At 68.5% G+C, this 12992-nt stretch carries 18 protein-coding genes and 1 pseudogene; 10 read left to right on the plus strand and 9 right to left on the minus strand.

Features of this window, described 5'->3' with window-relative positions; translation table 11 throughout:
* The 7 genes and pseudogenes from AC5WS8_RS38035 to AC5WS8_RS38065 all read left to right on the plus strand — a co-directional run.
* A pseudogene (locus AC5WS8_RS38035) lies at window positions 1-373 on the plus strand (hypothetical protein); the annotation flags it as partial.
* Entirely contained in the window at window positions 370-561 is a 192-nt protein-coding gene (locus AC5WS8_RS38040; RefSeq protein ID WP_055493674.1) for a hypothetical protein, read from the plus strand. The pseudogene AC5WS8_RS38035 and the gene AC5WS8_RS38040, both read left to right, overlap by 4 nt.
* Before the next feature lie 86 nt (window positions 562-647).
* Window positions 648-881, plus strand: coding sequence for a hypothetical protein (locus AC5WS8_RS38045; protein WP_361226269.1), 234 nt, complete (start codon window positions 648-650; stop codon window positions 879-881).
* Window positions 882-994: 113 nt separating this feature from the next.
* Entirely contained in the window at window positions 995-1513 is a 519-nt protein-coding gene (gene mobC / locus AC5WS8_RS38050) for a plasmid mobilization relaxosome protein MobC (protein WP_496108060.1), read from the plus strand.
* 59 nt (window positions 1514-1572) lie between these two features.
* Window positions 1573-3294 (plus strand): relaxase/mobilization nuclease domain-containing protein, encoded by a 1722-nt coding sequence (locus tag AC5WS8_RS38055; protein WP_496108061.1) that lies wholly within the window; start codon window positions 1573-1575, stop codon window positions 3292-3294.
* A gap of 83 nt (window positions 3295-3377) precedes the next feature.
* Window positions 3378-3833: a hypothetical protein gene (locus tag AC5WS8_RS38060; RefSeq protein WP_496108062.1), complete on the plus strand. Its 456-nt coding sequence runs from the start codon at window positions 3378-3380 to the stop codon at window positions 3831-3833.
* 82 nt (window positions 3834-3915) lie between these two features.
* Window positions 3916-4614: a hypothetical protein gene (locus AC5WS8_RS38065; RefSeq protein ID WP_496108063.1), complete on the plus strand. Its 699-nt coding sequence runs from the start codon at window positions 3916-3918 to the stop codon at window positions 4612-4614.
* Window positions 4615-4734: 120 nt separating this feature from the next.
* Here AC5WS8_RS38065 and AC5WS8_RS38070 read toward each other — a convergent pair whose 3' ends face one another.
* The gene (locus AC5WS8_RS38070) at window positions 4735-4893 is read right to left on the minus strand and encodes a hypothetical protein (protein ID WP_496108064.1); all 159 of its coding nucleotides are present in this window, start codon (window positions 4891-4893) and stop codon (window positions 4735-4737) included.
* Window positions 4894-4942: 49 nt separating this feature from the next.
* Here AC5WS8_RS38070 and AC5WS8_RS38075 point away from each other — a divergent pair, with 49 nt between their 5' ends.
* Complete coding sequence (locus AC5WS8_RS38075; RefSeq protein WP_496108065.1) at window positions 4943-5161, plus strand: helix-turn-helix domain-containing protein; 219 nt, start codon at window positions 4943-4945, stop codon at window positions 5159-5161.
* A 21-nt stretch (window positions 5162-5182) separates the two neighbouring features.
* On the opposite strand, the gene AC5WS8_RS38080 is transcribed toward AC5WS8_RS38075, so the two are convergent.
* The 7 genes from AC5WS8_RS38080 to AC5WS8_RS38110 form a co-directional block, all read right to left on the minus strand.
* Entirely contained in the window at window positions 5183-6037 is an 855-nt protein-coding gene (locus tag AC5WS8_RS38080; RefSeq protein ID WP_402424409.1) for a hypothetical protein, read from the minus strand.
* The gene (locus AC5WS8_RS38085; protein WP_496108066.1) at window positions 6018-6923 is read right to left on the minus strand and encodes an aldo/keto reductase; all 906 of its coding nucleotides are present in this window, start codon (window positions 6921-6923) and stop codon (window positions 6018-6020) included. The genes AC5WS8_RS38080 and AC5WS8_RS38085 overlap by 20 nt, the downstream gene beginning before the upstream one ends.
* Window positions 6920-8107: a cupin domain-containing protein gene (locus AC5WS8_RS38090; protein ID WP_365730567.1), complete on the minus strand. Its 1188-nt coding sequence runs from the start codon at window positions 8105-8107 to the stop codon at window positions 6920-6922. The genes AC5WS8_RS38085 and AC5WS8_RS38090 overlap by 4 nt, the downstream gene beginning before the upstream one ends.
* A 14-nt stretch (window positions 8108-8121) precedes the next feature.
* Complete coding sequence (locus tag AC5WS8_RS38095) at window positions 8122-8259, minus strand: hypothetical protein (RefSeq protein WP_006143122.1); 138 nt, start codon at window positions 8257-8259, stop codon at window positions 8122-8124.
* 412 nt (window positions 8260-8671) lie between these two features.
* Window positions 8672-9505 (minus strand): helix-turn-helix domain-containing protein, encoded by an 834-nt coding sequence (locus tag AC5WS8_RS38100; RefSeq protein ID WP_040896666.1) that lies wholly within the window; start codon window positions 9503-9505, stop codon window positions 8672-8674.
* The gene (locus AC5WS8_RS38105) at window positions 9502-10017 is read right to left on the minus strand and encodes a DUF6879 family protein (RefSeq protein ID WP_055493665.1); all 516 of its coding nucleotides are present in this window, start codon (window positions 10015-10017) and stop codon (window positions 9502-9504) included. The genes AC5WS8_RS38100 and AC5WS8_RS38105 overlap by 4 nt, the downstream gene beginning before the upstream one ends.
* On the minus strand, window positions 10001-10210 hold the full coding sequence (locus tag AC5WS8_RS38110; protein ID WP_055493664.1) for a hypothetical protein: 210 nt from the start codon (window positions 10208-10210) through the stop codon (window positions 10001-10003). Before AC5WS8_RS38110 ends, AC5WS8_RS38105 begins: the two co-directional genes overlap by 17 nt.
* A 157-nt stretch (window positions 10211-10367) precedes the next feature.
* Between AC5WS8_RS38110 and AC5WS8_RS38115 the strand changes: the two genes are divergently transcribed.
* A complete protein-coding gene (locus AC5WS8_RS38115; protein ID WP_496108067.1) occupies window positions 10368-10595 on the plus strand; it encodes a hypothetical protein in 228 nt (75 codons plus the stop codon).
* On the opposite strand, the gene AC5WS8_RS38120 is transcribed toward AC5WS8_RS38115, so the two are convergent.
* The gene (locus tag AC5WS8_RS38120) at window positions 10586-11440 is read right to left on the minus strand and encodes a hypothetical protein (protein WP_496108068.1); all 855 of its coding nucleotides are present in this window, start codon (window positions 11438-11440) and stop codon (window positions 10586-10588) included. The two genes, AC5WS8_RS38115 and AC5WS8_RS38120, sit on opposite strands and share 10 nt — an antisense overlap.
* Window positions 11441-12177: 737 nt before the next feature.
* Between AC5WS8_RS38120 and AC5WS8_RS38125 the strand changes: the two genes are divergently transcribed.
* Window positions 12178-12992: hypothetical protein (locus AC5WS8_RS38125; RefSeq protein ID WP_496108069.1), on the plus strand; the 815-nt coding region annotated here is incomplete at its 3' end.

Here is a 12992-nt window from a genome sequence, read left to right on the forward strand (position 1 = left end):
GGACCGGGGACCGAACGACACCGACACGGGGACCGAGCCCACCGGGGACCGGGGACACACGGTGCCTCTGCGGAGCAAGACGGCCACGAAGCCCCGGACTAAGACCAAGGGGAATCGCGCCCGGTCCCGCAGCCCGCAGACGCAGCGCGCGCCGCGGGAGCTCGAGCAGTCGGTGGACCAGCTCGTCCAGCAGGTCCGTCCGCACGTCTCTGCCCTGCTCGAACGGGACGGCAACGAGTCCGTCACCCGGGTCCAGCTGCGGGAGATTCTCCGCCGTGAGGGCCTGAAGGGCGGCCGGAACGACCGGCTGAGCCTCGTCCTCCAGGAACTGCGGAGCGACGCCACCACGACGACAAGGAGCTCCGCCCGATGAAGACCTGCCACCAGTTCGACACCGTCCGTGCGGAGTACGAGCGGGAGATCGGCTTCATGCTCGCCCACTCAAAGCGGCACGAGGGCAGGCCGGCGGCGAAGTCCAGCGCGAAGCAGGCTGCCTCGACGAAGCAGCGGATGGCCCGCGCGCTCAACAGCCACGTCGGTCGCTGCCCCGAGTGCGGCTGAACCGGCAAAACCCCACTCAAGGCCCTAATCGCAAAGGGTGGCCCGGCTCCGTGCCGGGCCACCCGCCCCGCTTGAGGAGACACGCCTTGATTCCGCGTCCTGTTCGCTCATCCGAGCCCACGGTCGTCGAGGCCAGCGCCTGGGCGGACGTCCTGGTCCGCCGGAGACTCCTGCACGCCGCCGTCCTCGCGCCTACCGGCCAGTGGCTCGTCCAGGGCCACTCAGAAGGATCCGTCCGCGTCCTTACGGGACCGGCCGACGTCCTCGCGCTGGCCGCGAGCATCCAACAGCACACCCGCTCCACGAGGACCGAATCCTGATGACGAACCCCACCCAGACCGGCACCGCCCCGGAACCTGCTCCCGACTCCAACTCGGTCTCGCGGCGAGCAAGTTATCGGCCAAGACACTCTTCCCCGTCGGGGAAGCGCGCCTTGGCCAAGCCCGCCCCGGGGGTGGCGAGAGCGGACCAGCACCGGGGGGTGCTGGTCCGTGAGGCAGCGACCGAGGGAGGATCGCAGCTGGAGGAGACGCCTTCACTGCGCAAGCCGCGCGCCGCGAAGAAAACCTCGCGCAAGCGCTCGCCCAAGCCGCCCTCGCACAAGCGTGAATACGTCTGCAGCGTCCGCCTGAACGGCGACGAGAAGACCCTGCTCTGCGCTGCCGCCACCGCGACCCGTACGAGCCTGCCAGGCTTCCTCGCCCGCAGCGGGCTCGCCGCCGCTCACGACCTCGACAGCACCGCCGCCGCCATCGCCGGCCACCGCGAGCTGATCGCCGAGCTGTTCGCCGCACGCCGGCACCTCGGACAAGTCGGCAACAACCTCAACCAGATAGCCCGGGCCATCAACTCCGGCGGCCAGCCAACGGAAATCGACGCGGTCGTCGCGGCGGTCCAGCGCGCCGTGACCCGCGTACAGGCAGCCACAGACCGACTGCTGGAGCAGCGCTGAGCTGGCTCCCCTTACCGCCCCGCATCCCGCCACTCCCAGCGACGACCTCGGACAGCAGCATGATCCCCCGGATACAAAAGCGCGGGCAGCGCACCATCGGTCTCCTCTACTACCTCTACGGGCCCGGGAAGCACGAGGAGCACATCGACCCGCACCTGGTCGCCTCGTGGGACCACAACGCTCCCGACCCCGGCCGCGACCCGTCTGCCACCCTCAAGCAGCTCCAGCAGCTCCTGGACCAACCCGTCGAGAACATCGACCAGGCTGACCGGCCGAAGAAGCACGTGTGGCATCTGTCCGTCCGCAACAGTGCCGAGGACCGGATCCTGACCGACGAGGAGTGGGGTGAGGTGGCCCGCCGGATGGTCGCCGCCACCGGTATCGACTACCCCGAACAGGGCGCGGGCTGCCGGTGGGTGGCCGTCCGGCATGCCGACGACCACATTCACATCGTCGCCACGCTCGTCCGTGAGGACGGCTACAAGCCCGACCTCGACCACGACGCCGCTCGCGCCCAGGCCCAGGCCCGCGCCTTGGAAGCGGAGCTGGGCTTGCGCCGGCTCAACAAGGGCGACGGCACCGCGGCCCAACGCCCCACCAGCGCCGAGCGCCACAAAGCCGAACGTCAGGGCCGCGAGCGCACCGCGCGGGAGGAACTGCGCGAAACCGTGCGCCGCGCGGTGGCCGGCGCCAGCAGCGAGACCGAGTTCTTCGACCGGCTGGCCGCCGCCGGCCTGATCATCCGTAAGCGCGTCGCCCCCTCCGGCGACCTGCTCGGCTACAAGGTCGCCCTGCCCGACGACCGCAACAAGGACGGCGAACCGGTCTTCTACCCCGGCGCCCGCCTGGCCCCCGATCTGTCCCTGCCCCGTATCCGGGAGCGCTGGTCCGCCGACACTCGCGACCAGGACGCCACACCGGCAGACGTGCCCACCCCTGCGGCGCCGAGCGACCCGGCCGCCGCCCGCCGACGCACGGCCTCGGCCGCGTGGAACGCGGTGCTCGTCATCGAGCACGGCGACGACGCCATCGCCGCCGCGTACATTGCCGCTGCCGGCGAGGTCCTGGACGCGCTCGCGAAGACCTCCGCGGCCCGCACCAGGCGCGAACTGCGTGACGCCGCCTTCGCGTTCGAGCGGGCCTCCCGCTCCCACGTCCGCGCCGAGCGTGGCCACGACCGAGCGCTGCGGCAGGCCGCCCGTGACCTCGTCTATAGCGGTCCGGCGTTGGGCCGCGGCGAGGACGGCGCGACCACCGCGATGGCGATCGACATGCTGTTCTTCCTCATCACCGCCGCCGCCCACTGGCACGCGAAGAAGAACCACGCCCAGCAGGCCGCCGCCGCCCGCCAGGCCGCCGAACATCTGCGCGCCGCCTACCAGGCCGCCGCCGCTCAACCCCTCGGTGCCCTCTACCAGCGAGGCCGGCGCCTGGGCCGGGCGCTGCGGCAGCGGCAGACGACGGTGCTGCGCACAGCGCTGCCGGAGTTGGCCGAGCAGATCCTCGCCGAGCCCGGCTGGTACGCGCTCGCCGCCACCCTCGCCGACGCCGAAGCCGCCGGCCACGACCCGGCCGCCCTGCTCGCCGACGCCGCGGGTCGGCGGGAGCTGGACACGGCGGAGTCCGTCAGCGACGTCCTGGTGTGGCGGCTGCGCCGGGCAGCGGACCTGCCTGCGGATACCACCGGCATGGTGCCCGACGCTCACGCCGCACAGCGCTCGGCACAGCGCGCCGGGCAGCACATCCCCGGACAGGCCCGGCCTGGGCGTGGCCGGTCGTGACTGTGGACTTTGTGAATTGAACAGGTCAGCGGACTTCGCGCACGATCATGACGCGTGCAGGACGAGACGAGGGAGGACACCGGGTGTTTCACCGGATACGACGACGCCGCCGCGCGGAAGAGGAAGAGTTCAGCGAGGTGCAGCGCCGGGCGTACGAGGCGTGGCTGCAGATGGCCGACCAGGTGCCACCGGTCCTGCAGATGCAGCAGGAGCATCAGCTCGCGGAGCCGGCGCCGATTGTGGACGACTTCCTCCCGCCGGAGCTGCGCGTCCCCAGCCACGACCAGCTCGACGGCCGGGTGATGCCCTGGCCGTGGCCTCTCGTCCTGGACGGCGAGGTCGTCGCCTGCGCCGAGTGCGGCGCCTACCGCGAGTGGCTCATCCTCTCCACCCACGACCAGGTCTGGCTGCGCTGCCAGGCCGGCCACCAGCAGCACGAAACCCGTCTCGACACCGCGTGGTTCAACCGACACTCCGGCCCGGGAGATGCCATCCACGCCACGTTCGAGGACTGCCTGCGGCACCTCGGCCACCGCTGACCTCCACTCCTTCGGCCCCTTCTCGGGCCCACGGGCCCGCACTGTCCAACCGTCACCGAGCACCACAGGGGTCAGTTCACCCATGCGCGTTCGTCTCACCATCACCGCCCTCGGCCTCACCGCCGCCGCCCTCACCCTGCCCGCCTGCTCCGCCGGCACCAGCCAGGCGAAGTCCACCTCCCCGTCCTCCGCCCCCGCAGACCACCCGGCCACCACCAAGCAGAGCGACGCCCCGCTGTCGTCGGCCGCGCTTCAGCCCCGCCTGCTCGACGAGAGCGACCTCGGGTCCGACTACACCCGCAAGCCGGAGGACACCTCCAGCCACGACGACGTCACCGTCACCGGCTGCCCCGCCCTGGAGAAGCTGGGCGGCGACGCGGCGGCCAGCGGCTCCCTCGACTTCCCCAACAAGGCGAAGGTGTCCTTCACCTACACCGGCGGCAGCGCCAGTTCGGAGGTCTCCGAGGAGCTGTACAGCGACACCTCCGCGAAGCTGTCCGACGGCATCGATCGGATCTTCGACGCCATGACCGGCTGCCCGACCTACCAAGTCGTTTCCGGCAGCACCGCCATCAACGTCACGTCACAGAAGACGACCGCGCCCCGGCTCGGCGACCAGCAGTGGAGCCAGCTGATGACCTTCACCTCCGGTGGGCAGGACAGCGTCGTCAAGCAGACCGCGATACGTGAGGGAAGCCTGCTCCTCATCGTCTCCGGCGCGCCAGCCCTGGTCGGCCAGCATCTCGACAAGGCCCTCGCCAAGGCGACAGCAACCCGCTGACGCGCCCGCAACGGCGCTCTCGACCATCACGGTCGAGGGCGCCGTGTCGATCCGAGGATTCAGAGCATCCGGGTGAGCGTGCTGGGCGTCGCCGAGCAGCGGCCGGCCTAGGGTGGCGGGTCAGACGGCCCTCGACTTGAACCGCCATACCGCGTGCTCCATCCCGCCCGGTTCGTGTCCGAGGGCGGCGGCGGCCTCCTCGTACACAGCTCGCAGCTCCTCGTACTGCAGGCCCGTGACGCCGGCATCCGCAGTGAAGGCCCGCAGGTGTACGTCCACAGCGACGTGCGATCGACCGACAAGGTTTCCCTCCACCAAGAGCAGCCTGATGGTCGCCGTTGAGGAGCTCACGGCCGTCCACAGCCGGTACGACAGTCTCCGGTCCGACAACGCTGGGTCCTCCGGTGATGCCCCGCGGCCGGGTGGGGACGGCAAGCTGGACATAGCCCGTGCGCGACGCGACAAGGGCGAGAGCGTCACCAGCATTGCCAAGGCGCTGGGAGTCCACCGCGCCACCCTCTACGACCACCTGGCAGAGAGGGCCTGAGAGAGGCGCGCAGGGGCGCAGTCAGGCGCTCACCTCGGAGTGCACCGGAACGGGCGGGCGCACTCCCGTGAGTGCCTCCGCTCGGGCGAGAAGGTGGGGCGCAAGGTCGGGGTACCAGCCACGGGCCACGGCTTGCAGCATCTCGGCCAGGGCCGCGAGTTCCCCGATTCGACCGGCGGGGGTGTCGAGGATGGCGGCGAACTCTTTGCGGATGCGGGCGGCTACGTCGGGTACAAGCAGGCTGTTGGCGTGGAGAAGCCCCGCGTCATAGCCGAAGGGCACCAGGCCCCACCGCTCCCAGTCCAGCAGGCACAGGGGCTCGGCGGTGAGGTTGCCCCAGTGCAGGTCACCGTGACCGGTCACCCGCTCCACGTTGGCGGGGGCCGGGATGCCGAGGAACTGGGGGAAGGCTCGTTCGATCCATCCGTCCCGGACGGTCGTCTTCACACCCTCCGCTTCAGCGAGCAGGGCAAGGGCTTGGCGAAGGTCCGCCCACCATTCGTCAGGCAGCGCCGGATCGTGGTCGATGTCGGCTCTGTCCGGGGACACCACGGGTTGCGTCAGGTAGTCCAGGACTTCGGCCTCGAAGGCCCACTCGCCGTCAGTCCAGTCGTGCACCCCATGCAGGCGGGGGCGCGGGACGCCTTCGGGTAGGAGCTGGGAAGCCCCGACGATGCCCTCCCCCTGCTTCCTGCCCGCGTTCCTTTTCGCCGTCCGGCTCACCCGTAGCCACCGGTCCTCCGCTCGGCGTCCGAGGGTGACACCGAGGAAGCCCCACGCCAGCGGACCCGTGCAGGTGAGGCCCAGTGCCTTGGCCGCCCGGTCGTGGGCTGCCTCCATCAGGGCTCGTACCTCCTCATTCACCGGCGAGTTCATCCGTCACCCTCCTGAGTTCATGGGCCGTCAGCGGCGCAGCCAGAGCCTTGGCCATATCGTCCCAGTGCTCGCGGGTGCTCGCGGAGGTGAGGACGACATCGAGGCCGGGGCACGAGCCAGCGGCCAGCATGGCAGCGGCTGCGGCCGACAGGCCGGGGCGGATGAGGTTCACCAGTTCGGGTGTCATGGCGTCGATGAGTTCGCCCCCGTGCAGGGGAGCGGAGCCGAACGTGATCAGCCCGGCGTCCTTCGCCTGTACCAGTGGTCCGCCGCCGTTCAGGGCCTGTCTGATCGGGGCATCCATGATCAGGCTGACGGGCATCTGCATGCCCGTGAAGTGATGCTCGGCGGAACCAGCCGCCTGGCGTGCGAGCGCGAGCAACTCGGCGACACTGAACGCTCCGGAGGTCAGGCCCGACCAAGTGGCGACGCCGTACCCGCCGATCCTGCCCGCATGGGCGAATTCCTCCAGCGCCGTGAAGGCTTCCCGCACGCGCCCGTGCAGAGCGGCGCGGTCAGGGCCGTGCCCGTGGTGCTCGGGGTTGTGCACGAACACCAGGTCCACGCGCCCGAGCTCGGCCAAGGATCGCTCCGTCTGCCAGCGGACGAAGCCTCGCTCAAGGCTGTGCCTACCGGCCGCCTCTTCCCGGGTGAGCACGCCCTCAGCCAGGGCGCTGCGGCCTTGTTCCTCCGTGAAGAACCCCGTCTTCGTGGCTACCCGCACGGTCGGGTATTCCCCGAGCACCGGGCGCAGCTCCTCATGCGCCTGACCACGACCATAGTTGGGTGCCGTGTCCACCCAGGGGCTACCTGCGGCCAGGGCGGCGCGTGCCGCCTGACTGACGGCACGCACGCGGTATGTCCCCAGGCAGAGCGCGGCGGTCACAGTGCCGTCCCCACGACTGCGACGGCGTGGCCGTCGATGAGGACGGAGACCAGTTCGGCCACCTCCTTGACCTCAAGCCCGGCGGAGTCGGCCACCTCCCCGAGCGTGGTCGGCTGGTTGGTCAGCAGCGTGCCCAGCGCGGGCGCCGCGGACTCAGCGAAGTCCCACGCGGTACCCGCCGCGGAGAAGGTGACCGTGCCCTGTTCGCGGTTGGCCGTCAGGCGACCTCTCGGAGCGGTGAGCTTGACCGTGATCTCTCTCCGTGCGGGGAGTCCGTCCACGTAGGGCAGGGACGGAATCGCGTGGCCCAGGTCTGTCGTGTCGATCGACTCCGCCCACCGCTCCACGAGGCGGGGGTCCGCCATCATGTCGGCCACCTCACGTCGTACGGCGTCGATGAAGTCCGACTGTTCCGCCAGCGAGCCGAAGCGCGGGATGTCCCGGCGCAGCGCGAGGGACGCCCGGAGCTGATCGACGACCCACAGCATCAGGTCAGCGCCGGTGTGCGGGACCATGCCGAACGTGAGGTGAAGGGATTCCGTCCCCTGATCGGCGGTGACCGAGTGCCACCACCCGCGCGGCAGGTAGAGCACGTCACCCGGGGACAGAACGAGGTCCGCCACCGGGTCGCCCTCCGGCTCCTCCGGCGACTCCACGTCCCTGAAGGTGGGCGCCTCACGGGTCATCCCCCACAGGCGCCACCGCTTCGAGCCATGCAGTTGCACCACGACGACATCGTGGTCGTCCCAATGCCGGCCGAAGCCCTCCCGCTCGGTCCACGAGGCGTACACGTTGGCCTGCACGGAAGTCCCGAGGAAGCGTTCCAGCCCCTCCGCAGCCGCCCCCACGGCGGGGTGGATCTTCTCCACCGCGTCGAGGACCAGCGACGCCCCGTCCCTGAGCTGGGCGTGGAAGTCGGACGGCTGGATACGGGACCAGGTGACCGCGCGGCGGTTCGTTGTCGGGATCGCGTAGCGGTGCAGCGGCACCATCTCGCCGTCAGCCGACAGGCGCAGCCGGGGCGGCTCCAGCCGCTGCGTGGCAATGATCCGGTTCAGGTCGTCCCAGGAGAACAGACCCGCCACGTCGGCGACCCCGGGGAAGTGCGCGTACGAGCGGTGGTACGTCTGGGCGAGGAACCTGTCCCCGCCCAGACGCCCCGCCCACGAGGCTGCATCAAGCAACGTGGGCGCTCCCGTCAGTCGTTGCCGTCGGAACGGCCACTGCTGACGTCCGACTCCTGCTCGGCACGCGTGCGCGCGGCCACGATCTTCCGCTTCGCGACGAGCAGTCCACCCCCCTCGGGGGCGGCCGACGTGGTGTTCTCTTCCACCATCGGACTTACCTCTCTCTTCTCGGGGACTCCCACCGGGATTCCGGCAGGAAGCAAAGGGACAGCGACGAGCGCGGCGGACGCCGACCTTGGCGACGACGGGCGCCCCGTGCACCGCGGGCACCCGGACGGCGGGGACTTGGTCGGCGGACCCGAGATCACTGCGTTGCGGTGGTTCACCTGCACCATGCGCACCGAGTCCTACATCCGGCCCCCGTCGTATGACACCCGGAGAGTCATGCACCCGGTCGTCATGAGCGCACACCAGCGTCAGGGCCGAACCTCCGCCGATACCCCAGCCGCCACCCCACGCCGTAGCGGACCCACTTTTCGTTTCGCCCGGTCGCTGCCATGGGGGAAATCATTGGCCTACAAAGCGACGGCTGTGTAGTTCTTTCCCGTCATGGACTAAAGATCATGAACGGCAGGCGGCGGACCACTCCGCCAACAAGGCTCGCGCTTCGTCCCCGAACAGCGCATAACCCTCAAGCGTGGAGAACAGTTCCAAGTGCATTTCGATGTCGCGTGGATCTCTCAGGATCACGACACCGGTGGTGTTCTCCACGGTGGCCAGGGTGTCGTCATAGATAGTGAAGGTGTCCATCGGAGCCATGGGCTTGTATCCCGCGATGGGGATGACGCCGAGCTTCACGTTCGCAAGGTGGGTCAGTGAGGCCAGCCGGTCAATCTGCATCGCCATCGCAGCCGGGGGCAGGAGTGGCCACCTCACAGCCTGCTCGGTGAGAATGAAAGTGAACCTCTTCTTCGTGTCGTAAAGAACCTCCTGCCGCTCCAACTTCCTCGCGATCGTCTTAGTGACATCGGCCGGAGAATGGGCAAGGCTGGCGCGGATGTACTCAGGGGTGGACAGCAGTCCTGTAATCATCGAGAGCAGGAAGAAGCGGAACTCCGTGGACGAGGATTCAAGGGCGGCAAGTTCAGTCTGCTTCTTCTCCAGGCCCCTACGCCGGAGCGAGCGCAGGTCTTGCCATTCGGTGTTGGCCAGCCTCGCGAGGGCAACGACCTCCTCGATGACCTCGGGCGGAGCCACCACGGCCCGGAGGATCCTTTCCAGATCCAGCAGACTCGGCTGAACTTTCCCATTCTCGATCCGACTGATCTTCGATTGGGACATGTTGCAACGCCGAGCGAGCCGGTCCCCAGTGAGGCCAGCTCGCTTGCGTAGTTCTTTCAGCAGGGCCGCCAGTTCCTGTTTCGGCTGCCCGAGCTGCTCAGGATCGAACGTCACCCGCTGCTCACGTACTCCAGGAACGGCACGGATTTGGCAATGGCAATCCGCTTCCACTGCCGGTAGGGCTCCGGGTCGCCCTCGTACAGCTCCCGGTTTATCTGTGTCCCGTCCGCCCGGTAGTTCATCAGGACCACCTTGGACTCGTCGAACATCCAGAAGTCCTGATCTGGAAGTCCCGGGTTCTCCCGGTCGGTGAGGTCGAGGATACGGATATCCTCGCCCGCCTTCACGTGGTGCCGGTAGTAGTACTCGAATTCGAACCGAAGGTAGTCCGAGAGCGGGCGGGTCACGACGTGCACCCTGCCGACTCTCTTTCCTTCCGAGGCCCACTGCCGGACCTCATCCATCCAGGCCGATGTGTAATCGTCCGGCGACTTCTCCCCGGCGAGGAATCGCTTCAACTTCTCCGCTTCCTGGGGCATGGTGTAGACGGGCAGCGTCTCCAGCCTCCACGCCTCACGCTCCATGGAATCGAAGCAGTCGTTCCAGGCGTCACCATCCAAGTGCACGGAACGCCTCCCTGAGAACCGCCTCCGGGATTTCCACAAGCCCTTCCCCGGCGGGCGGGGTGAAGGCGTCGGACACGTCACCCTGCACCACGAACGACCCCGCGGCCGTGCGGTACACGTTCGGGCAGTCCTTCTCTCCGCACTCGCCGTTGCCATTGCCCGTGAGCCGGGTGAGTGCCGAACGCTCGGACATGCCAAACCCCCTTGCTCTGGCCCCGATTGGGCCGCCCGCCCATGACGTTAGAGGGGGCGGGGCGCAGCGTCTATGCACGAACACGACTATGCGTGTCCTCGCATAAACCCGTGCGGCCGGAGGGGCGCAGCCGAAGGGGAGGAAGAGGAGCGGCAGGGTGCGGGGGCTGACTGAGGGACCCCGTCCTACCTGCTCCCGGCAGCAGGCCACCCCGGTGCAGGCTGCCTTCAGGGCCGCCTACCACCTCCCGCCCGTGAACGCGGTAGCGGTCGGCACGGACAACCCCGACCACCTGCGAGAGCTGACCAACGCCCAGAGCTTCGCGGTGGACGAGGAGGCCGTCCGCCACTACCGCAGCCTCGTGCGCAACCGCCGTCAGGAGTGAAGCTCGGCGATGAGCCGCGCCGCCTCCTTCCGGGCGGGCTCCAAGCGGGGATCCTGGGGATGGGCGTGCGGCCCTACGACCTTCGCACAGAAGAACAGGGCCATCAGCCGGCCAGACCTGCTCTCCAGGTCTGGCCGACGCTCCGCCCACACTCGTTGGGCCAGGGCGGGGACGGCAAGGGAGTTCCCCCAGAGGGTGGCCGCGTCCAGTCCGCGCGGCGCCATCCCCCAATCCTCCCAATCGAGGATGCAGAACTCGGGCCCGGTCACGTTCGCCCACGTCAGATCCGCATGTGCCGGCGTCCACTCATCCACGGTGGCGTCTACTTCGGGGAAGACTGCTCGGATCGTCCCAGTCACCAGTTCCTGGGTGGCCGTCTCGGTGTCCGGAGTGGCGATGCGGTGCGTGCGCTGCGCGGCGAGTGCGTCCAGCGAAGCATTGAGCGCCGCCCACCAGCCGTCCGACAGTTGAGGATCCTCGATCACCAGGGCGGCTTGCCCTACGGGCGGGGCGGTGACCAGCGCCATTTCGTCTGCCCGCCACATCACCGGTTCGTCCCGCTCGCGCCACGCCAGCCCCGCGTACCACTTCGGCATAGACACTCCATGCAAGACCGCTGCGGCCTCGGTGCCGTTCCAGCCCTGTGCTCCGATCCGGTCGAAGCTGCGCCGCTCAACCCTCACCCAGGTTCCGCGGTCCGTCTGCGCCCCAACCGAGCGCCGCTTGCACAGCACGGTGTCACGGAGCAATTGCATCTGAAGGGACCGCTCCACGTGTTCGAGAACGTCATCAACCGACTCAACGCGCAAGTCCACGGCCCGTGCACCAGGCGAAGAGAGCGTCATCTGGACTCCTTGGGCTCTCGCTGTGGGGTCCTGGCGACCTGCCGTCAGGTGAAAGCATCCGTAAGTTGATTAATGTAGTGGGTGATGTGCGGCATCCTGTGCGGCAGTTGATCGAGCGGGAAGAGGCGGAGCGCCTGGCATTCGCCAAGGACGAGGTCGGTTGCGGCAACTTCCCCCCTCTACGGAGCGAGGAACAGCTGCGGCGGGATGATCTGCGGCAGGAGGGACCGCGGCTGCCCGCGAGACGCTGGATTAGACGGGCGTGTGCTGTGCTGTACGGCGCGGTCTGGTTGAGCGGATCCATCCGGCGACGGGTGTCCACTGCGTGTACCTGGCAGGGGACGCAACGAACAATGATGCGGTTGAAGAGCGGCTTGGGTGGCGAAGAATGCGGCGGGCCTGTAGGTTCTCGATTTCAGTGTCAGGCGCCGACCCTGTGACCTGGATATTTCCCTTGAGTCTCACGTTGTGTCGGCAGGCGGCTGTCTCAGATCGGTGTCATTTCCTCAGGCTGTCCAGCAGGCTGCAACGCGGCCCGGGGCGTCACGAACCTGCATCGGCAACCATCCGTTCCACCCACTCACACACCTTCGTTGCACACGAACGTCCCGAGCGTCGTCGCTGACAAGCGCCTGCGGGACTACGGACGGGTTGATCAGCCCATAATTGGAGTCAGTGCCGAGCGACCCGGCGCATCGCACCCGCCCCGGGTGCACTCACCGCGATCGGAGAGCATCGTGAAGAACAGCGCGTTGTGGCGAGTGGTTGACAACGAGAGTGGTACCCAGTCCATCGTCAGCTCGCCCTCCGAGGCGGTCGCGTTCGTCAACAGCCGGTTCGACACCGATGACGACGACGAGCCGTTCAGCATCACCGAGGTCGGTCCTCTCCTTCCGAAGCCGCTCGGGGTCATCACTGCATGGGCTGCCGAGAAGGACGGCGAGCGAACCGACGGGCGTACTGCCCCGATCACCATCAGGCCGGTTGTGACGGACAACGCCAGCGAGTGCGATGACGTCGTGCTCTGGGGCGATGTGTACGTCTCCTGGGACCACGACATGTACACCGTCGAGGAGCCGGACAGCTCCGAGTACAGCGAGGCTTACAGCGCAGCCGAGTTGAGCGCGATCCTCGACGAGTACGCCGATGACTACGAGTACGCGCCTGAAGGGCCTGAAGGGCCCGACAGCCACAGGTGGCCGAAACCGGAAGAGTTGATCACCTACGGCGCCCAGGAGTGCGCCAAGCGGTTCGGGCACCTCGACGACGACGCCCTGCTGTGGCTCGCTGCCACCCGCATCACGCTCGCCGTGTGGCGCAACACACCCGTCGAGAACTGGCATGCCGGGAAGAGTCCGCTGCACGACGGCACAATGATGCGGATCAACGCGGCAACCACCCGACTCGTGCGCTCGATGCTGTCGTTCGACCATGTCGACTGGATCGGTCTCGGTCTCGCGATCGTCAACCCGTCCCGGGTTCTACCGACCGGGCAGTCTGTGCTCGAGCTCGGGCTGGCCTGCCACAACCCTGACGACCCGGCACACGAGGA

It is taken from the genome of Streptomyces sp. PTL18, from assembly GCF_059510295.1.

Coding starts and splice junctions, on each gene's coding strand:
- AC5WS8_RS38095 (WP_006143122.1), bottom strand. CDS start 8,259: ATGGTGGAAGAGAACACCACGTCGGCCGCCCCCGAGGGGGGTGGACTG.
- AC5WS8_RS38120 (WP_496108068.1), bottom strand. CDS start 11,440: ATGACGCTCTCTTCGCCTGGTGCACGGGCCGTGGACTTGCGCGTTGAG.
- AC5WS8_RS38080 (WP_402424409.1), bottom strand. CDS start 6,037: ATGAACTCGCCGGTGAATGAGGAGGTACGAGCCCTGATGGAGGCAGCC.
- AC5WS8_RS38110 (WP_055493664.1), bottom strand. CDS start 10,210: ATGTCCGAGCGTTCGGCACTCACCCGGCTCACGGGCAATGGCAACGGC.
- AC5WS8_RS38065 (WP_496108063.1), top strand. CDS start 3,916: ATGCGCGTTCGTCTCACCATCACCGCCCTCGGCCTCACCGCCGCCGCC.
- AC5WS8_RS38055 (WP_496108061.1), top strand. CDS start 1,573: ATGATCCCCCGGATACAAAAGCGCGGGCAGCGCACCATCGGTCTCCTC.
- AC5WS8_RS38040 (WP_055493674.1), top strand. CDS start 370: ATGAAGACCTGCCACCAGTTCGACACCGTCCGTGCGGAGTACGAGCGG.
- AC5WS8_RS38075 (WP_496108065.1), top strand. CDS start 4,943: ATGGTCGCCGTTGAGGAGCTCACGGCCGTCCACAGCCGGTACGACAGT.